This is a genomic window from Paenibacillus sp. A3, from assembly GCF_001399685.1.
In the GTDB taxonomy this organism is placed as follows: domain Bacteria; phylum Bacillota; class Bacilli; order Paenibacillales; family NBRC-103111; genus Paenibacillus_G.
The window spans coordinates 1-17,247 of the sequence record NZ_JTHN01000321.1 but is presented as its reverse complement, the minus strand read 5'-3'; the positions used below and the strand labels follow the sequence as shown (position 1 = coordinate 17,247).

The 17,247-nt window shown below is 55.6% G+C and carries 15 protein-coding genes; 11 read left to right on the top strand and 4 right to left on the bottom strand.

Annotation, left to right across the window (positions count from 1 at the left end):
- A partial coding sequence (locus QJ48_RS34030) for a sensor histidine kinase (protein ID WP_157261847.1) occupies positions 1 to 1,233 on the top strand: 1,233 nt, incomplete at its 5' end.
- Positions 1,234 to 1,247: 14 nt separating this feature from the next.
- The gene (locus QJ48_RS34025) at positions 1,248 to 2,216 is read left to right on the top strand and encodes a substrate-binding domain-containing protein (protein WP_237763154.1); all 969 of its coding nucleotides are present in this window, start codon (positions 1,248 to 1,250) and stop codon (positions 2,214 to 2,216) included.
- A gap of 53 nt (positions 2,217 to 2,269) precedes the next feature.
- Here the strand turns inward: QJ48_RS34025 and isdG are convergent, their stop codons facing one another.
- Genes isdG through QJ48_RS34005 form a run of 4 tightly spaced genes read right to left on the bottom strand, consistent with a single transcriptional unit; the run spans position 2,270 to position 5,353 of the window.
- Positions 2,270 to 2,590 carry a heme oxygenase gene (gene isdG, locus QJ48_RS34020; RefSeq protein WP_054977710.1) on the bottom strand — a complete coding sequence of 107 codons (321 nt, stop codon included), beginning with the start codon at positions 2,588 to 2,590 and terminating at the stop codon, positions 2,270 to 2,272.
- On the bottom strand, positions 2,578 to 3,390 hold the full coding sequence (locus QJ48_RS34015) for an ABC transporter ATP-binding protein (RefSeq protein ID WP_054977709.1): 813 nt from the start codon (positions 3,388 to 3,390) through the stop codon (positions 2,578 to 2,580). Before QJ48_RS34015 ends, isdG begins: the two co-directional genes overlap by 13 nt.
- Complete coding sequence (locus QJ48_RS34010) at positions 3,390 to 4,385, bottom strand: iron ABC transporter permease (protein ID WP_054977708.1); 996 nt, start codon at positions 4,383 to 4,385, stop codon at positions 3,390 to 3,392. Before QJ48_RS34010 ends, QJ48_RS34015 begins: the two co-directional genes overlap by 1 nt.
- An 11-nt stretch (positions 4,386 to 4,396) precedes the next feature.
- On the bottom strand, positions 4,397 to 5,353 hold the full coding sequence (locus tag QJ48_RS34005; protein WP_054977707.1) for an ABC transporter substrate-binding protein: 957 nt from the start codon (positions 5,351 to 5,353) through the stop codon (positions 4,397 to 4,399).
- Positions 5,354 to 5,774: 421 nt separating this feature from the next.
- On the opposite strand from QJ48_RS34005, the gene isdC reads away from it, so the two are divergent.
- From isdC to QJ48_RS33955, 9 genes are all read left to right on the top strand, one after another.
- Positions 5,775 to 6,509: a heme uptake protein IsdC gene (gene isdC, locus QJ48_RS33995; RefSeq protein WP_054977705.1), complete on the top strand. Its 735-nt coding sequence runs from the start codon at positions 5,775 to 5,777 to the stop codon at positions 6,507 to 6,509.
- Between the two features lie 22 nt (positions 6,510 to 6,531).
- Positions 6,532 to 7,002: an NEAT domain-containing protein gene (locus QJ48_RS33990; protein WP_237763153.1), complete on the top strand. Its 471-nt coding sequence runs from the start codon at positions 6,532 to 6,534 to the stop codon at positions 7,000 to 7,002.
- A 119-nt stretch (positions 7,003 to 7,121) separates the two neighbouring features.
- The gene (locus tag QJ48_RS33985) at positions 7,122 to 10,805 is read left to right on the top strand and encodes an NEAT domain-containing protein (protein WP_054977704.1); all 3,684 of its coding nucleotides are present in this window, start codon (positions 7,122 to 7,124) and stop codon (positions 10,803 to 10,805) included.
- A gap of 90 nt (positions 10,806 to 10,895) precedes the next feature.
- Positions 10,896 to 11,804, top strand: a complete 909-nt coding sequence (gene isdE, locus QJ48_RS33980; protein WP_054977703.1) for a heme ABC transporter substrate-binding protein IsdE — start codon at positions 10,896 to 10,898, stop codon at positions 11,802 to 11,804.
- 28 nt (positions 11,805 to 11,832) lie between these two features.
- Positions 11,833 to 12,816, top strand: a complete 984-nt coding sequence (locus tag QJ48_RS33975) for an iron ABC transporter permease (protein ID WP_054977702.1) — start codon at positions 11,833 to 11,835, stop codon at positions 12,814 to 12,816.
- A 1-nt stretch (position 12,817) separates the two neighbouring features.
- A complete protein-coding gene (locus QJ48_RS33970) occupies positions 12,818 to 13,588 on the top strand; it encodes an ABC transporter ATP-binding protein (protein WP_054977711.1) in 771 nt (256 codons plus the stop codon).
- A gap of 19 nt (positions 13,589 to 13,607) precedes the next feature.
- Positions 13,608 to 14,408 (top strand): class B sortase, encoded by an 801-nt coding sequence (gene srtB, locus QJ48_RS33965; RefSeq protein ID WP_054977701.1) that lies wholly within the window; start codon positions 13,608 to 13,610, stop codon positions 14,406 to 14,408.
- A gap of 442 nt (positions 14,409 to 14,850) precedes the next feature.
- On the top strand, positions 14,851 to 15,927 hold the full coding sequence (locus tag QJ48_RS33960; protein WP_054977700.1) for a galactose ABC transporter substrate-binding protein: 1,077 nt from the start codon (positions 14,851 to 14,853) through the stop codon (positions 15,925 to 15,927).
- A gap of 89 nt (positions 15,928 to 16,016) precedes the next feature.
- The coding region (locus QJ48_RS33955) for a sugar ABC transporter ATP-binding protein (RefSeq protein WP_054977699.1) at positions 16,017 to 17,247 on the top strand (1,231 nt) is incomplete at its 3' end.

Below are 17,247 nucleotides of genomic sequence, written 5' to 3'. Positions count from 1 at the left end.
GAACGCGGCGGCGAGAAGCGGAACGCCGTGCTGCTCGTCGATTTCAACTTCAAGACGATCGACGACCTGTGCCGCCGGGTCAGCCTGGGGAAGAAGGGCTACGTGTACATCATCGACGAGTCCGCAGGCAACATCGTGTACCACCCTCAGCAGCAGCTCATTTATATCGGCTTGAAATACGAGAATGTGGAGCAGGCGCTCAAATACACGTACGGCAACTATCTCGATTCCTCCAGCGGTGACATGCGGCTCATCACTATTGCAACCGTTAACAACATCGGCTGGAAAATCATCGGCGTTTCTTACATGGACGAAATCGTGACCGCCAAAAAGGAAATCGGCGGCTTCATCGCCTGGCTGCTGCTGTTTGTCGTCGTCTTCGTGCTGCTGATCTCGGCGTTCATGTCGGCCAAAATTTCGCAGCCGATCCGCCGGCTGGAGCGTTCGATGAGCAAGGTGGAGCAGGGCGTGTTCGACATTCACATCCAGGTGCAGGGCGACGACGAGGTAGGGCGGCTGTCGCGCCGGTTCAACTATATGGTGGCCCGCATCCGCGAGCTGATGGGCCAAATCATCCGCGAGCAGGAAGCGAAGCGCAGGGGCGAGCTTGAGGTGCTGCAGGCGCAGATTCACCCGCATTTTCTGTATAATACGCTGAATTCCGTCGTGCGGCTGGCTGGCGGAGGCAAGAGCGAAGAGGTCATTACGATGATTACGGCGCTGTCGAAATTTTTCCGCATCAGCCTCAGCAAAGGCCGGACCGTCATCTCCATACAGGACGAGCTGGAGCATGTCCGCAATTATTTGATCATCCAGAAGATGCGGTACAAGAACAAATTCGAATTCGCGATCGAAGCGGAACCGGAGGTCTTGGGCTGCCGGACACTGAAGCTGATTTTGCAGCCGATCGTGGAGAACGCGATCTATCACGGCATCGAAATGATGGCGGACGAAGGCTTCATCCGGATCACCGCGGAGCTTGTCGGGGAAAAGGTGCGGCTGCAGGTCATCGACAACGGGCTCGGCATCCCGGCGGACAAACTGGAACGGCTGCTGACGGGCGAGGCGGCAAGCGGCGAAGGCTCTTCCGTCGGCCTGCGCAACGTGCATGAGCGAATCCGGCTTGGCTATGGCGAGGCCTACGGGCTGGAGATCGAGAGCCAACTGGAGGAAGGGACCACGGTGACGCTGTGGATTCCGGCCGTACGAACGGAAGGGGCGGAGGAGCGATGACAAGGGGTAGCGCAGTGATTCGAACGGTTCCGGTGCTGCTTGCAGCCTTGCTCTGCCTCCTGTTGCTCGCTTCTTGCGGAAGCGAGAACACCGAGCCGCACATCGCAGAGCCGAAGAAGCAAATTGCCCTCGTGCTGAAGACGCATAACAGCGATTATTGGAAAACGGTGCGTACGGGCGCGGAAGCTGCGGCAAAAGAGTTCGGCGTCGAGCTGTCGGTGGGGGCGCCCAAGCAGGAAGAGGATGTGCAGGGCCAAATTCAGCTCGTGAATGAAGCGGTCAATTATAAGCGGGATGCGTTAGTCCTGGCGGCCAACGACGATGAGGCGCTGGCGGAAGCGGCCGGGCAGGCCGCGGAGCGAGGCATGCCGGTCATCGCCATCGACACGGAGATCGACTCGCCACGGGTGCGCAGCTTCATCGGCATCGACAACTTTGAGGCCGGACGCAAGGCGGGGCTCAAAATGGCGTCGCTCGTCGGGAACCGGGGCCGTATTGCGGTGATCGGCTTCAAGCCGGGCGTGAGGACGACCGAGCAGCGGGAGCAGGGTGTGCTGGACGAACTCGCCAAGCACAGCCAGATGAAGGTCGTGGAGCAGGTCGAGTGCGCCTCTGACCCCGCTCCGTGCGCCAGGCAAATCCGCCGGCTTCTTCAGGAGCCTGTCGACGGGATCGTTGCGCTGCACGCCGTTTCGTCCATCGAGGTTGTTCGGGCGATCGGGGAGATGGGACTGGAAGGAAAAGTAAAGGCCGTCACGTTCGACAGCACGGCCGAAAATATTGAATCACTGCAGGAAGGGGTCATTCAGGCGACGATTATCCAGAATCCGTTCAGCATGGGCTATCTGGGCGTCAAATATGCGGTGGAAGCCTTGGAGGGCAAAAAGGTGCCCGCCCGCTTCGATACCGGAACGAAGGTGATCGATCAGGACAACATGTTCTGGTCGGACAACCAGAAGCTGTTGTTTCCTTTTGTGAAGTGACGATATAGAAAAGGAGAGGGCTGCCGCCTAAGCGGTCGCTCTCTCCTGCTTCATCAACCTGCGGCGATGGGCTGTCTTACGATTTTGACGTCATAGAACGAGATTTTGTTGGAAATAATATAATCCGGCATGCCTCCGCGGTGGGAGTGTGCCTCCCGGAACGCTTCGCTGCGGGTCCACGCTTGAAAATCCTCTTTTTTGCTCCAGCGGGTGCTCACCGTCACTTCGTCGTATTCCGGCGTATTTTCCGTCAGCAGCACCTCCAGGCCGAGAAAGCCTTCCATATATTCCACTTTTCCGACCTTGTCGAACCGTTCGATCAGCTTATGCGCGTTGCCCTTCGTGATGTGGGACGTATTCGTTACAATGACCATGTGATTTCCTCCTTAGGTTTACAGGTTTTTCGAATCGGGATGATGACAGGATAGTCGTCGTCGAAGGCGACTTTGGCTTCGATGGCGTACACGTCCTGCAAAAACTGCGGACTGATGATTTCTTTCGGATTTCCGGACCCTACCACGCGTCCGTGCTTCATCGCGATGAGATAATCGCAATAATTGGCGGCCTGCTGAAGATCGTGCAGCACCATGACAATCGTCAGCCGGTGCGTCTCATTGATTCTTTGCAGCATTTCCATTACATCGAGCTGATGGGCAAGATCCAGATAAGTGGTAGGCTCATCCAGCAGCAGAATATTCGTTTTTTGGGCCAAGGCCATGGCGATCCGGACTTTTTGCTGCTCACCTCCCGATAAAGTGTGGAACATTTGCTGCTCTGCCTTTGCGGTGCCCGTTATGTCCAGCGCCCAATCGATAATTCGCTCGTCGTCCGCCGTCATGCGGTCGAACATACGTTTGTATGGGGAGCGGCCGTAAGCTACCAGTTCCCGCACGGTCAGCTCGGGAAGCTGGCCTTTGGATTGGGTAAGCATCGCTACGGTTTGGGCGAACTCCATCGATTTATAAGTCTTGGCCTGCCGGTTATGAACGTACACCTCTCCCTGATCGGCTTTAAGCAATTGCGCTATAATTTTTAATAAAGTGGATTTGCCGGAGCCGTTAGGCCCGACGATAGCCGTCAGCTTGCCTTTCGGGATCGAGACCGTAACGTCCCGAAGCCGGAAGGCGCCGACATGGAATTCCAGATGGTCCGTATGAATAGCGGTGGCGGTCATCACACGATTCCCCGTTTCTTCAGCAAAAATAAAAAGAACGGCGCCCCCAGACCTGCGAGCAAGATGCCGACGGGCAGCTCGATCGGGTCGAACCACGAGCGCGCGATCGTATCGGCCAGCACGACAAGCGCTGCGCCTCCCACAATGGACAGCGGGAGGAGGAAGCGGTAATCTTCGCCGGCCAGCAGCCGGATGGCATGGGGGACGACCAGACCGACAAAGCCGACCAATCCGGCTACGCTGACGGCAGCCCCGGCCAATAAGGAGGACAGCAGGATCAGTAGCAGGCGCTGCACCTCCACCTTTTGGCCCAGCAGCTTGGCTGCATCGTCTCCGAGCAGCAGCAGGTTGGCCGGTTTGATCGCAAGGACGGACAAAGCCAGCCCTGTGATGGCGTAGGGCGCCATGAACTGCAGATGATGCCAGCTGCGGCCGCTTAGTCCGCCAGCCAGCCAGGGCAGAACCGCCTGCACCCGGTCGCTGTACGTCACCATCAGCCCGTTGGTTACGGCGCCCAGCAGCGCATTGATCGCGACGCCCGCCAAAATGATTTTGAGAGGCGAAGCCCCTTTATCCCAAGCCAACGCATAGATGACGACGGAGGTGATGAGCGCCCCCAGAAAAGCGAGAGCGGGCAGCAAATAGCTGAGCTGCGGAAATACGATCATCGCCATGATGGCGGCAAGGCCTCCGCCCGCCGAGACGCCGATAATGCCCGGATCGGCCAGCGGATTCTTCATCACGCCCTGCAGCAGCGCGCCGGCTGCGGCCAGGCAGGCGCCGGTCAGCATGCCGACGAGCACGCGGGGAACCCTTAGATTCATGACGATTTTTTCGTGGGCAGGCGGGCCGGTTGCCGTAAAAACCGTCCATACCTCCTGAAGCGACAGAGAGACGGACCCGTAGGCGATGCCATAGAAAGCGACAGCGAGGAGAAGGAGCGGGGATGCGATACATAACAGCTTTCTTCTCAGTAGGCGTTGTTTTTTATTCATCGGGCGTCACTTCACTTCACGGCTTGAAGTAAGGCTTTCAGCCGGTCGAGCGCTTCAATGACCCGGGTGCCGGGATTCGTGCCGAACAAGTCGGACGGCAGCACCTCCACGCGGTTATGCTTGACGGCATCTAGGCTATTCCAGGCCGCATTTTGCTGCATTTCTTTCAAGAATCCGTCCTTGACCTTCTCGGGGTTGCCATGGCTCATCAACAGAACCAGCTGCGGGTTCGATTGGATGATTTTTTCGGTATTCAATTGAGCATACTGCGGATATTTTTCCAGCTTCGGATAGTCCGCAGCAATATTTTCTCCTCCGGCCTTCGCCAAAATATCTCCGCTTAAGGAGTTGCTCAGCGCAGCCATGTAGGTGCCCGGAGCGCCGTAAACGAGCAAGACCCTCGGCTTGGGACCGGTCGAGCCGGAACCGATTTCCTTGAGCTTTGCCTCGATGCTTTCGTTTAGCTCCCGGGCTTTGTCTTCCTTCTGCAGCAGTTGGCCGAACAAGGCGATCTGCTTCTTGATATCGTCGATCGAATTGGCGGAGGTCAGCAGCATCTTGGAGCCGATGCCTTCGACCGAAGGGATGTCTTTCGTGTTCAAGGGGTGGTTGCCGAGCACGACATCCGCATCCAGAGCAGCGATTTTTTCGAGATCGATGCCGTGGGTGCTGCCGATCTGCTCCGCGTCGGCCGCTTCTTTGACGGCCGCCGGTCCTGCCGACGTCGGCCGTCCTACGACTTTGCCGCCCAGCGCATAAATAATATCCACATCGCCGTTGCTTAATGCCGCGATTTTGGTCGGGACGGCAGGGAAGGTCACGCTGCGTCCGGCAAAATCTTGAACGGATAGCTTCGTATCGGCCGCCTTCGTTTGGGACTGCTTCGCCTCGGAAGGCGCTGCCGTGGCACCGCTGCCGGCGGACGGCCCCGGACTGCATCCGGCCGCCCCGAGCAGCAGAACGGCCATGCCTATAGGCCACAATCGTTTCACTTGCGTCCTCCTATCTGGCGGAGCCGGATATTAGATTCTATGATCGATTACAAATGATAATGATTATCACTTTCAATGTCAATGGGGGTTGGGGAATTTATCCAAAATTAATTTTTGAGGCGATGCAATAACCAAATTTTTGGTTGTTGCCAATAATTTGGGTTGACAATTTCCTTGAATCTGGAATAAGATCAACCTGTCGGATAAAATTTCGTCTAAATATTTCCAAAACTGAAACAAGGGAGGGATGCTATGTTCAGAAAATTGCGAAAAGAACAACTGAAGAAGCCGGAAGGGATCATTTTTTTTGAGTTCTAATTGAGAATGATAATCAATATTGATGATACGATTATCAACGAATTCTCTGTAAACTAACCGGAAAGGAAGCCCGTACAACGTGAAAAGGTCTTTAGTTTTACCCTCTTTGTTTTTGACGCTGGCGTTCGTCCTGAGCCTGTTCTTTGCGCCGGGAGCGCAAGCTGCGTCCGATTTGGCCGACGGTACGTATACGATTGACTACACCATTGTCAAGGCGGAGAACGAGTCGGCTTCGATGGCGAACGATTATTTCGAGAAGCCGGCGACCTTGCAGGTGAAAAAAGGCGAGATCACCGCGCAAATTCAAATGAACCACAGCAAATGGATCACCATGTTCAAAGTGCCTGAGAAAGGCGATTTTGCCGATGCGAAAGTGATCAAGAGCGATGAGAAGGAAGATACCCGAGTCGTCGAATTCAAGCTTGACGATTTGTCCAAGCCGTTGCTTTCCAAAATTCATGTGACGGTCGAATCGATTAACTACGACCATGACTATACGATCCGCTTTATTTTCGATACGAAGAAGTTAAAGAAAGTCGAATCGGCGGCCAAGCAAGCCTCCGATAAAGCAGGCGTTTCGGCAGCAAGCGCGAAGCCGGAAGCGAAAGCCGAAGCCGCCGTTAAGGCGGAACACACAACTCCGGCTGCGAGCACGAAGCCTGTGGCGGCAGCCGACGCTGCCAAGCAGCCGACGGACAAGGTCATGCTGTCAGCCGACAATCCGCAAACCGGGGATAAAGCGCCCCTTGCTTTCTTTACAGCTTTGTTCTTCATTTCAGCATGCTATCTGGTCCGCAGCCTCCAAAACCACTAGACCCTAAAAGGAGAGAATCCCTTTGAGAAAGCAATTTACCAAAGCTATTGCCGTGTTTATGATGATGTTTGCGCTGCTGACCTTCGTTCAAGCCCCGATGGCCGGAGCCAACCCTGCGCTTGCTGACGGAACTTATACGGTTGAGTTCACCGTGTTGAAGGATCAAACCAACCAAACGTCCACCATGGACGGCTATCTCCAGAAGCCGGCTAAGCTGGAAGTGGTCAACGGCAGCAAATTCGTCTCGGTTACGTTGAAAAACAGCGATTGGATTCAATTTTTCAAAACCGAGCAGAACGGAAGCTACGTTGACGCAACCGTGGTAAGCACGGACCCGGCAGCCAACACCCGCGTCGTTAAATTCCCGGTATCCGATTTGACGGCCAAAACGAACGTGTACACGCATGTGAAAATTACAACGCTGCCATTCCCTTACGACCACAAGTACAACGTTCAAATTCAATACAATACGAGCACCATTAAACCGCAATAAGCAAGTCATCCAGGCGCGTCATTTGTAGCTAAGAAGCACCTGTAATCCGCTGCGGCCAGGAAAGCAAGGGGAGCTTGATCCCCGGTTTATTTACGAGATAACAAAGGAGCGTTATGACTTTGAGCAGGACATTACAGAAAGTTTTATCCGTCTTTCTAACCGTCTTCGTATTTCTCGCTGCGGTCCAAATTCCGCTTGCCGGTGCGGCCCCCTCGCTTGAGGACGGCAGCTATACGATCGGTTTTACCGTGCTGAAGGAAGATAAAGACGAGCCGTCGATGGTGAATGATTACCTTCCGAAGCCGGTCCAGGCCAAGCTGGAAGTGAAGGACGGGAAGCAATTCGCAACTATCACATTGCTTAACAGCAGCTGGTGGCAATATTTCAAGACGGAGAACGACGGACAATTCGTCGATGCGGAAGTCGTAAGCCGGGACGAAGTCAAGAATACGAGAGTCGTGAAGTTCGAAGTGCCGGATGTGTCGGCCAAACTGAATGCCAAGATCCATGTGAAAATTATCGGCTTGCCGGGCATGCCCGACTTCGTCTACGACAATTATTATACGGTGCGCATTGTTTTCGATACGGACACCCTCGTGGCGGAGCCCGGGGACAAGAGCCAGCTGGCGGCGCTCGTTACCCAAGCGCAATCGGCGCATGATACCGCCGTGGAAGGCAGCCTGAAGGGGCAGTATCCCGCAGGCTCCAAGAGCAAATTGAGCTCGGCGATTGCTCAAGCCAAGGCTGTCGCCGACGGCGCATCGCCTACGCAGGCGCAGCTGAACAAGGCGGCTGCTGCGCTGCAAGCGGCCCTCGATGCGTTTAAGGCATCGGTCCATACCGCGAATCCGGACCCGGCGAAGGACGGCGTATACCGCCTTCCGTTTACGGCGCTTCATGCGACGGCGGATCAGACGTCGGGCATGGATTCATACCTGGCTAAACCGGGCAAGCTTACGGTTCAGCAGGGGCGCAAGAAGGTATCCTTCACGGTGAAGCAGAGCTCGATCATTCCGCAATTCAAGGTGGAGCAGGGCGGCGTGCTGCTCGATGCTGCCGTGGCGAGCAGCAATGCGGCGGACGACACCCGGGTGGTGGAATTTGAAGTGAGCGATCTGACCGCTCTTGTGAATGCCGAAGTGCGGGTGGAAACCTCGTACAACGGACAGCCTTACCAAAAAACGCACAAAATCCGCTTGAAGTTCGACTCCGCAAACGCCGAGAAAATCCCGTCCTCCGAACTGACGGGACCTGCGGCCGTGAAAGCCGGACAGCAGCTGAAGCTGACGTTCGGGGTGAGCGGCGTGACGAACAGCGTATACGAGCAGGTGTATACGCAAGGGCTGACGCTGGGCTTCGATCCGGCCAAGCTGAAGTTGGTTGAAGCGTCCCCGCTGATCAACGGCCTTCGCCTCACGGAGCAGTACGAGATCGCGCCCGGACAAGTCCGCTTGTCGACCAGCTTGGACGAAGGCGTGCGGCCTTTGCCGGTAAACAATCGGTACATCACGCTCACTTTTCAGGCGCAATCGGTGACACAGGCGACTTATGCGCTTGTTGCGTTAAGCGACGTCGTCGTGAACAACCATAACGGGCAGCTCAAGGTCGACGACAGCTGGCATACGCTCGCCATTCAAGCGGGCCCGGCCGAGAAAGGGAAGCTGAACGCGCTGATCTCGGAGGCCGAGGCGCTGCATAATGAAGCGGTCGAAGGAACGTTCCCGGGCCAATATGCCAATGGCGCCAAGAACGCGCTTTATGCGGCGATCCGACAGGCGCAAGCCACAGCCGGTCTGGAAGAAGCGGAGCAAGGACAGGTGGATCAGGCCGCCAGCGCTCTGGAGGCAGCGGTTGCCGGATTTAAAGCTGCGGTCGTGACAAGCCCCCGCACTCCGGTGAACGTCGCAAACGGGCAGTACAGCTTCGATCTCGTCGTCATCTCCGGCGACCGTTTCGGCTCGTCCGTAAGCTCGTATCTTGAACATACCGGGAAATTGACCGTTCAAGACGGGAAAAAGTTCCTCTCGTTCCAACGGAAAAACGGCGTAACGATTGCGAATTTCCAATTGCTGCGCGCCGACGGGACGACCCGGGATATTCCGGCGCAAGAAGCGCCAACGTCGCCGGAGCCTGAAACCGCCCGTACGTTAGCTGCGGGTGCGGCGGATGTCCGATACGAGATCGACGATTTAACCGCTACCTACATCGTCAAACTGGCGGTGGCGAAGGATAGCGGAGCAGAGGAGCGTTCGTTCCGCATCGCTTTGAACAACCTTGTGCCTGCTTCGCCCGGAGGACCGGGGCCGGTCAATCCCAACGTGCCAAAAAGCCCGAATGGACTTGCCGACGGTACGTACAGCATTGATTTTAAAGTGTTGAAATACGGCACCGATAACAAATCCGTGATGCAGGATTACGTGAAAACGCCGGGCAGCTTAAAAGTGGAGAACGGTACGCAATACGTCTCGATTGTGCTCAAGCAAAGCAAGGAAATTACCGAGTTCAAAGTCGAGCAAGGCGGAAGTCTAACCGACACGACCGTGGTCAGCACCGATGAGAAAGAGAACACGCGGATCGTGAAATTCCAAGTGCCGAATTTGGATGAGAGGGTTAAGGGCTGGGTTAAAGTAGATTGGGCAGCGTTCAACTATTTCCATTCCTATGACGTGCACATTGCGTTCGACAAAAGCAGCCTGAAGGAGCTTAACGGCAACTTGTCCAAAGTCCTGAATGCCAAGCCGTTCCCCAATTCGCTGAAAGCCGGCGAGTATACGATGGACTATGCGCTGCTTGACACGGAAGCCAGCTCGGAGCAAACGAAAGCGGAAGACAATAAAACGGATAAGAAGGCAGATAAAAATGCGCCGAAAAAATCGTTCATCAACGATCTCGTGAAGCATCCTGCCAACCTGACGGTTCAGGAGGACGGCAAGAAGCTCGTTACCTTCACCGTGAACAAAAGCAAAGAAATGCCGATGATCCAGGTCGAGCAGGATCAAGTCGAGAAGGATGCCGATCCGTTTGCCGACGTCAAAGTGGTATCTTCCAACGAACAAGAAAATACGCGGGTCGTTCAGTTCGAAGTGAAGGACGCGAGCACGAAAAAGGCCCGGATCAAGATGGACTGGCCGGACAAATACAACCGGGTGTACACTGTGGACATGACGTTCGATCTTGACAGCATCAAGGCTGTTAAGAAGGAAGAAGAGAAGAAGAAGGAAGAGCCTAAAGCGGAAGCCAAGCCTGCGGTGGAGGCAATCGCACCTGCGAAGCTGACCGATATCGAAGACCACTGGGCGAAAGCTCTGATCGAGCGGGCTGCGGCGCTCGGCATCGTCAATGGCTACGAGGACGGCACATTCCGCCCGGACAACGAAACAAGCCGGACTGAAGTGGCAGCGATGATCAGCCGGGCGCTCAAGCTGAAAGGGGAGCAGGGCGAATTGAGCTTCGCCGACCTCGACAGCATTCCCGCATGGGCGAAGGAGAACTTGGCCAGCGTCGTGAGCTCGGGCATCATCAGCGGTTATGCGGACGGAACGTTCTCGGGCGACCGGAAGGTCAGCCGGACCGAAATGGCTGTTATGATCGTGCGCGCCCTGAAGATCGAGCCTGCAGCGAATGCGTCTCTTCCGTTCGCGGATGCCGGACAAATTGCGCCATGGGCACAGCCCTACATTGATGCGGCTCACATGCTCGAAATCGTCGGCGCAAGTTACGACAACCATTTCGCGCCACATGCGAACGTGACCCGGGTCGAAGCGGTGAACCTGGTGTTGAAAATGCTGAACCATGTCAAGTAATTGCAGCTGAAGCTTCACAAATCGGATAAGCGGGGATGCCGGGTAACCGGCGTCCTCCGTAATTTTTTTAGGAAAGGAGGAATTGCGAAGGTGGGCAAATGGTGCAAAGGGCTAAGCGCTGCAATCGTCCTCCTGCTGCTCGTAACAGGCTGCTCGGCGAAGGCGAACACCGATGGTACCGCTGCGGCGAACGCAGGCGCAGGCCCGGAGGCGGCCAAGACGCAGCCGGAGCATCGGATCATCGCCACGACGGTGGCGGCTGCGGAAATCATGGATGCGCTCGAGGTCGATTTGGTCGGGATTCCGACCAGCTACAAAGAGCTGCCCAAACGGTACGCATCCTTGCCTCAAGTGGGCAATCCGATGAGCCCGAACATGGAGCTTGTGAAGTCGCTCGATCCGACGGACGTGCTGTCCGTGACGACCTTGCAATACGATTTGGAGCCTGTATTCAAGAACGCGGGAATCGAAGCGAACTTTCTCGATCTGACCAGTCTGGGCAAAATGAATGAGGCCATCAAGACGCTGGGCGGCAAATACGGCCGGCAGAAGCAGGCCGAAGCGATCGTAGCCCAATACGACAAGAAGCTCGCCGAAATCAATCAGCGGATCGCAGGTAAAGATTCGCCGTCCGTACTTATTCTGCTTGGTGTGCCGGGCAGCTATCTGGTGGCGACGGAGAACTCGTACATTGGCGATCTGGTGAAGCTTGCCGGCGGGAGAAATGTTATACAGGGCGAAAAAGTGGAATATTTGGCCTCCAATACGGAATACCTTCAACAGGCGAACCCGGACGTCATCTTGCGGGCGGCTCACGGGATGCCGGAAGAGGTCGTTAAAATGTTTGATAAAGAATTTAAGAAAAACGACATTTGGAAGCACTTTGATGCAGTAAAAAACAACAGGGTATACGATCTGGAGGAACGATTGTTCGGAACAACGGGAAATTTGGCGGCGATCGAAGCGCTGGACGTTGTGACGAACATGCTGTACCCGTAAACTATAGAGCGACAGAGGACGTTTGCACATGAACAAAACGATTTGGAGCCTGGCGGCCGTTATCCTTTTGCTCGTCGTCATGATCATCGTATCCGCAACGACGGGCAGTATCAAGGTCGGCGGCTTCGAGCTGATTCAAGGCTTGGTTACCGGCGCGAACAAGAAAGTGGAAGTTATCCGCTACCTGCGTCTGCCCAGGATCATCGTTGCGCTGTTCGTCGGAGCGGCATTGGCTGTATCGGGCGTGCTGCTGCAAGCCGTGATGCGAAGCTCGCTTGCGGACGCCGGCGTGATCGGCATCTCTTCGGGAGCCGGGTTTGTTTCCATCCTGATGGTCTCTCTATTCCCGGGCCTTTTCTTTTGGCTGCCGTTTTTTGCTTTTATGGGCGGCGCTTTGGCATGCTTTCTGGTCTATTCGTTCTCTTGGAAATCGGGCCTCAGCCCGATTCGGATTATTCTTGTAGGGATCGCCATCAACGCGATGTTTACCGGCTTGGGACAATCGTTTAACTATAGAGGCAGCTATGCGGTGGCCAGCATTAATCAGGCAACGACGTCTACGTTTCCCTTGAAAACGTGGAGCGACGTCGAAGTGATGCTCATCTACGGTACGGCCGGTCTCGTGCTCTCGCTGCTGCTGTGCTCCTGGTGCAACGTGCTTGCGCTGCAGGACAAATCGGCCCGGAACGTCGGCCTTTCTGTCTCGCGCGCCCGGCTGCTGATCTCCGCCGTCGCCGTCCTGCTGGCGGCCGTCGCTACGGCTATCGGAGGACTTATCGCTTTTGTCGGGCTGCTCGTTCCTCATATTGCCCGGCTGCTCGTCGGTTCGGATCATAAGGTGCTCATTCCGTTTTCCGCCTTGGCGGGGGCTTTGCTGATCTTGACGGCGGACACGCTCGGACGAACGGTGCTGGCACCTGCCGAAATTCCGGCCTCGATTATTATGACGGTGATCGGGGGGCCTTTCTTGATATTTCTGCTTAGGAAGAGTGATCGGGTCCATGGACATTAAGTTGGAAATTCATCAAGTCAGCTTTTCGTATGACAAAAAGCGCGATCAGCTCAAGCAGGTGAACGGCCGGATCGAGCCTGGCAAAATCACGACCATTATCGGCCCGAACGGATCGGGCAAGTCGACGCTGCTCGGCGTTATGTCGCAAAACTACGCTCCGCACAGCGGACAGGTCGTGCTGGACGGCAAGGCGATTCGCAGCTACAAGCCGAAGGAGCTGGCCAGGAAGCTGGCTGTCGTCCACCAGCAGAACGACGCGCCCCACGACATCACCGTGGAGAAGCTCGCGGGCTTTGGCCGGATTGCGCATCGGAGCATGCTTGCCCCGCACCGTGAGGAGGACGACAAGGCTGTCGAATGGGCACTGTCCTGCACGAACCTGCTGGAAAAGCGCCGGGCGACGCTCGACCAATTGTCCGGGGGCGAGAGGCAGAGAGCTTGGGTAGCGATGGCGTTGGCGCAAAGCACGCCGATGTTGTTTTTGGATGAGCCGACGACATTTCTTGACATTTATTACCAAATTGAATTGCTTGAATTAATTAAAAAGCTGAATGCCGATCACGGCCTGACGATTGTCATGGTGCTCCACGACATCAATCAGGCGATCCGATACAGCGACCGTTTGATCGTGATGAAGAACGGCGAGATTCAGATGCAAGGCCCGCCGAACGAAGTTATTACGGAAGCTTCGATCAAGACGATCTATGGCGTGGATGTGATCGTCAAGCAGGAAGAAGCTGCGGGGCTGTACATGATTCCGGTCGGCATTTGACTTGTGTTGAGGTGATGAGTTGAACGTTCGAAGATGGCTGACGCCACTTTCCTTGGGACTGATGCTGTTTTCCGGGTACGAGTTAACTGGTATTCTCCGAAGTTACCATGACAACCAGGTCGTGATGGCCGAGGCCCGGCACTTGTACGGGCACGCGGAGCCTCAATCGCCTCTCACTGAAGCTATGGAGCCCCTAGGCGATGCAATAAAAGCCCCGAAGGAGGAGGCTCCGCAGACGGAATCCCCCAAGGAGACCCGTGCTCAATTTAAGGCTCTGCTCGACATGAATCCGGACGTGGTCGGCTGGATCCGAATCGGGAATACGGCCATCGACTATCCGGTCGTCCAAGGGGAAGACAACGCCTATTATTTGAACCGGAACTACAAGGGCGAGGAGGCGAGCGCCGGCAGCATTTTCCTCGACTTCCGTAACGATATCGGCAAGGCTCAGCCGAACACGGTGATTTACGGCCATCGCATGAAGGACGGCTCCATGTTCGGTGATTTAAAGAAATTCCTAAAAGAAGATTTTTTTAGGGATAATCTCGCTTTTCAATACGATACCTTATATCACAGCTATCGGGCCGAAATTTTCTCCGTTTACCCGGCGACTGCGGACTTGAATTATATCCGAACCGGCTTCGAAAGCGAACGGGAATACGCTGCTTTCCTGCAGGGCCTACAGGAGCGGTCGCTGTACAAAACGGACACCGTCCTCGGGACGGCTGACCGTATCGTGACGCTCTCAACCTGCGACTACACGCTCGACCCTGCGAAGGGAAGACTTGTAATCCACGCCAAGCTGATCGAGCAAGATTGAAAGGCCCTAAACCCTAGCCCTCCCTTATAAATAAAAGAAACGTCCTTTGAACCCGAAGGACTCTCAGATGTGTTGAGAAAGTGGTTTTTACAAAAATAGAGAACCATACGTTGGGTGGGGTATCTACTGGAGGAGCGATAGCGTTCGCCTTTGTCTGCGGGAAACATCCGCTGCTAAGCGGCTTCAATCAAAGTTTCCCGTTGACAACAGCGACCGGAAGTAGATACCCCACCCCCTCGTATGCCTCTCTATTCCTCCACTTTCTCCACACACTCAACGTCCTTTGAAATCCGAAGGACGTTTCTTTGCGTCCACCTCCAAACACATGAGGATTTCGATAGAACACATGAGAATTTTGAATGGGTTTTTTGCCGAAAATCCAAGATAATGGGAACGTAGCTAACCCAACGTAACGTACGCAAAAAACAGGAGGTCAGATGTTATGAAAAAGAAAGCTGTATCCATGATCGTCGCGGCAGCCCTGCTTGCCACTGCTGTCGGCTGTTCCAGTTCCGGCAATGCTCCGGCGGGCGGCGCGAGCACGAATGCAGGGGGAGGAGCCGCCAAGCCCGATGCCGGCGCTGCCAAAAATCCGACGATCGGCGTCGCGATCTACAAATTTGACGATACGTTCATGACGGGCGTACGAAACGCGATTTCCCAAGCGGCGGAAGGCAAAGCGAAGGCGGACATCGTTGACAGCCAGAACTCCCAGCCAACCCAGAACGATAAGGTCGATCTGTTCATTACGAAGAAGGTCAACGCGCTCGCCATCAATCCGGTCGACCGTACGGCAGCGGGTGTCATCATCGACAAAGCGAAAAACGCCAACATTCCCGTCGTTTTCCTGAACCGCGAGCCGCTGGCCGACGACATGAAAAAATGGGATAAGGTGTACTACGTCGGCGCGAAAGCGGAGCAGTCCGGTACGATGGAAGGCCAGCTTATCGTCGATTACTTCAAAGCGAACCCCGCAGCGGACAAAAACAAGGACGGCGCGCTGCAATACGTCATGCTGAAGGGCGAGCCGGGGCATCAGGACGCCGAGCTGCGCACGAAGTTCGCGATCAAAGCCGTCGAAGACGCCGGCATCAAGGTGGAGAAGCTGGCGGAAGACACCGCGATGTGGGACCGCGTCAAAGGGCAGGAGAAAATGGCTGCGTTCCTCGCTTCCCACGGCGACAAAATCGAAGCCGTCTTCGCGAACAACGACGACATGGCGCTTGGCGCGATCGAAGCTTTGAAGGCGAAGGGCTATTTTAAAGACAACAAATTCATTCCGGTCGTCGGCGTTGACGCCACGGCGCCTGCGCTCAAAGCGCTTGAAGAAGGCACGCTGCTCGGCACCGTGCTGAACGACGCGAAGAACCAGGGGAAAGCGACGTTCAGCATCGCGAACGTGCTCGCGCAAGGCCAGACGCCGACCAAGGAAAACACCGGCTATGACATCACCGACGGCAAGTACGTCTGGATCTCTTACAAAAAAATCACTAAAGCAAACATGAACGACGCGAAATAATCGGCTACCCGGCCGAGCGGCAAGGGGCAATGGCTGCGGACGTTGCCCCTTTGCCGTATGCGCGCATCCTTACGCTAGGGGGCCTTGGCATGACGGAAACCCGATATTTGCTTGAAATGAACGGAATTACGAAGGAATTTCCCGGCGTCAAAGCGCTGGACGGCGTCACCTTGAAGGTGCGCCCGGGCACAGTGCACGCCTTGATGGGAGAGAACGGCGCAGGCAAGTCCACGCTGATGAAATGCTTGTTCGGCATTTACAAGCCGGACGGCGGCGAGATCGTCTTGGACGGCCAGCGGGTGGAGATCAACAACTCGAAGGATGCGCTGAGCCTGGGCGTCTCGATGATTCATCAGGAGCTGTATCCAGTGCCGCACCGCAATGTGATGGAGAACCTCTGGCTCGGCCGTTTTCCGGTGAAGGGGTTCGGGCCGCTCAAAATCGTCGACGAGAAAAAAATGCGCGAGGATACGCTTGCGCTGTTTCGGGATTTGGATATGGATATCGATCCGAACGCCCTGGTGGGCTCGATGTCCGTATCCAAGATTCAATCGCTGGAAATCGCCAAAGCCGTCTCCTTCCGCTCCAAAGTGATCGTGATGGACGAACCGACGTCTTCGCTGACGGGCAACGAAGTGGAGCAGCTGTTCAAGATCATTAACGAGCTGCGCGGGCGCGGCGTATCCATCATTTATATTTCCCACAAAATGGAGGAAATACTCCGCATTTCCGACGACGTGACCATCATGCGGGACGGCAGGCTGATCGGCACGTGGCCGGCGGCCGAGTTGACGACGGATCTCATCATCTCCCGGATGGTCGGCCGCGACCTGAAGGAGCGCTTCCCGGAGCGCCACAACAAGCCCGGCGACGTGCTGCTGAAGGTGGAGAAGCTGACGTCGCCTTTTCCGAAGTCGTTCCAGGACGTGTCGTTCGAGCTGCGGCAGGGCGAGATTCTGGGAGTCGGCGGCCTTGTCGGCGCGCAGCGGACCGAGCTGATCGAAGCGCTGTTCGGCCTGCGGTCGGTTGCCTCCGGCGAGATCAGTCTACGCGGACGCAAGGTCAAGATCAAAACGCCGACCGATGCCAAAAAGCATAAAATCGCGCTGCTGACCGAAGAACGGCGGGTGACGGGCATTTTTCCCGTGCTGTCGATTCTGGAAAATACGATGATCGCCAATCTGGACCGGTATATCAATCCGTTCTTCCTATTGAATGAGCGGAAGGGGCGGGCGGAAGTCGCCGGGAGCGTCGAGAAGCTGCGCGTCAAGACACCTTCGATCAAGGAACTGATCAAAAACTTGTCGGGCGGCAACCAGC